At 62.4% G+C, this 2,024-nt stretch carries 2 protein-coding genes and 1 tRNA gene; 1 reads left to right on the forward strand and 2 read right to left on the reverse strand.

Annotated features, from left to right (window positions below; translation table 11 throughout):
* Positions 1 to 282: 282 nt before the first annotated feature.
* Together ACO6D6_RS15380 and ACO6D6_RS15385 are read right to left on the reverse strand one after the other, a co-directional pair.
* Complete coding sequence (locus ACO6D6_RS15380) at positions 283 to 612, reverse strand: histone-like nucleoid-structuring protein Lsr2 (protein ID WP_003787869.1); 330 nt, start codon at positions 610 to 612, stop codon at positions 283 to 285.
* 615 nt (positions 613 to 1,227) lie between these two features.
* Positions 1,228 to 1,300 (reverse strand) — tRNA-Thr (locus tag ACO6D6_RS15385).
* A gap of 318 nt (positions 1,301 to 1,618) precedes the next feature.
* Here ACO6D6_RS15385 and ACO6D6_RS15390 point away from each other — a divergent pair.
* Positions 1,619 to 2,024: amino acid permease (locus ACO6D6_RS15390; protein WP_484786115.1), on the forward strand; the 406-nt coding region annotated here is incomplete at its 3' end.

Consider the following 2,024-nt stretch of genomic DNA (forward strand, 5'->3'; position numbering starts at 1 on the left):
AGGGTGTAAGCCATGGCCCTATCCTGCCAGGATCGCGGGCATGGCGCGAGGCCCAAGAGGCCCAGGAGAGCGCCTCCATGGTGGGGTACCGGCGCATCGCCACGAAGGCACGACTGGCAGCGATACCGCCCGCTCACGGGGCGAATTCACGTATTGAAAACACAACGACCCCGGTAATGCGCCTGAGCGCACAACCAGAGTCGTGGTGCGAGGTGGCAGTCAGCTCGAGAATGACTCGATGCGGGGTACCGGCCGCATATGAGCCGGGCGCCCCACGTTCCCTCAGTTGCCGGGGTTGACCTCGTAGTAGGCCTTGCGCACGTCAGCAGAGACGCGGCCGCGGTCAGAAACCTCAAGGCCCTGCTCACGGGCCCACTCGCGAATCTTCTGGGTGTCAGAGGGGCCGCTGGAACGACGACGACCGGAACTACGGCGGCCGCCGGTGCGACGAGCCTTTCCAATCCATTCCTCAAGGGACTCACGAAGAGCGGCTGCGTGCTCGTCGTTCAGGTCGATCTCGTAGGAGACGCCATCAAGGGCGAAGGTGACGGTCTGATTGGCCTCGGACCCGTCGACATCGTCGACGAGGATGACCTGAGTCTTCTGTGCCATGATTCCTCATTCTGAGTGGAGGGAGCGGGCCCGAAGGATGTATCCCGCTGCGGACAACCTTAGATTAAACAATAGTTGCCCCCAATGCAACACGGCTATTCGTCGCCCTCATTACCAGCCGTCCCACCCTCCAATCACACAGTGATGCGCGATGGCATACCACCCCGAAGGTCTTGATGACTGAGACGAAAACTGTGAAAGCACTGAGGTCCTGTTTGGAGATCCCCACGAGACCCGACGGAACAATCCAGGCATGGCACCACACCTCCTCCAGCCGCATAGAGGTATCCAACGACCAGTCAATCCGAGGCGGCCAATCTCCCAGATGACTCTCAGATAGCGGTGGGGGATTCTCTCAGCCGGAAGACAATGCCTGGAGCGCCACCACTCTCACCCTGAGGAGCATCACGTCAACCCAGGAGAATCCTTCCATTCAAGCCGCGACGCCCCTTGTCGCTCGGCAGCGAAGGATTTCAGCCATGCGGTCATCCCCAAAACCCGGGCCAGGAACGACCACCACAGCCACCGAATGTGCCGGACGGCACACCAAGAGCCCGCAGGCGAGGTGCTGGAAACCCAAAAGCCCCGGAAGGCATGACCTCCCGGGGCTGATCGAGCCGCCTGTGGGAATCGAACCCACGACCTATTCATTACGAGTGAATCGCTCTGCCGACTGAGCTAAGGCGGCGCTGGCACAAGCAGCAGAGCCGAACATACCGGCCCCGCGGCCACCACCGCAATCCAGCACCGTGGGGAGAACCGTGTTCCTCGACACAGTTAACCGTCCGCCTCGCCGCATCGGCACCACCGCCGAGGACAAAGAGCCCTCCAAACCCCCAGACCTCCCCGGATTCCCCCCGACTCAGCACTGGATCATGACGACGTCGTGGCACATCCTGGACAGGAGTGCGGCTGAGCTCGACAGCCACCCCGCATCACCCGAACCGACCGGGCCCGGTATTCTCCGCACGTCATTCAACAGGTCTCCCTCTCCGTAAGGATCCCCATGAGCGAGTCTCCGTCCAGCCACTCCCCCACCTCTCCATCACCACAGACGGGTGCTTCACCGTCACCCTCCCAAGCTTCCCAGCCCGACCAGATCCGGGACCGCGGCGACGCCGGCTACAACAAGTCGTTGAAGAACCGTCACCTGCAGATGATCGCCATTGGCGGCTCCATCGGCACGGGTCTTTTCATGGGTGCCGGCGGGCGACTCAAGGACGGCGGGGCGGGACTGATGTTCGCCTATGCCGTCTGCGGAATCTTCGCCTTCCTCATGGTGCGTGCTCTGGGCGAGCTCGCCATCCGCAGACCCTCCTCCGGAGCATTCGTCTCCTACGCCCGTGAGTTCCTCGGCGAGAAGGGCGCCTACATCACCGGCTGGTTCTTCTTCCTGGACTGGTCGGTCACCG

The organism is Arachnia sp., from assembly GCF_057238465.1.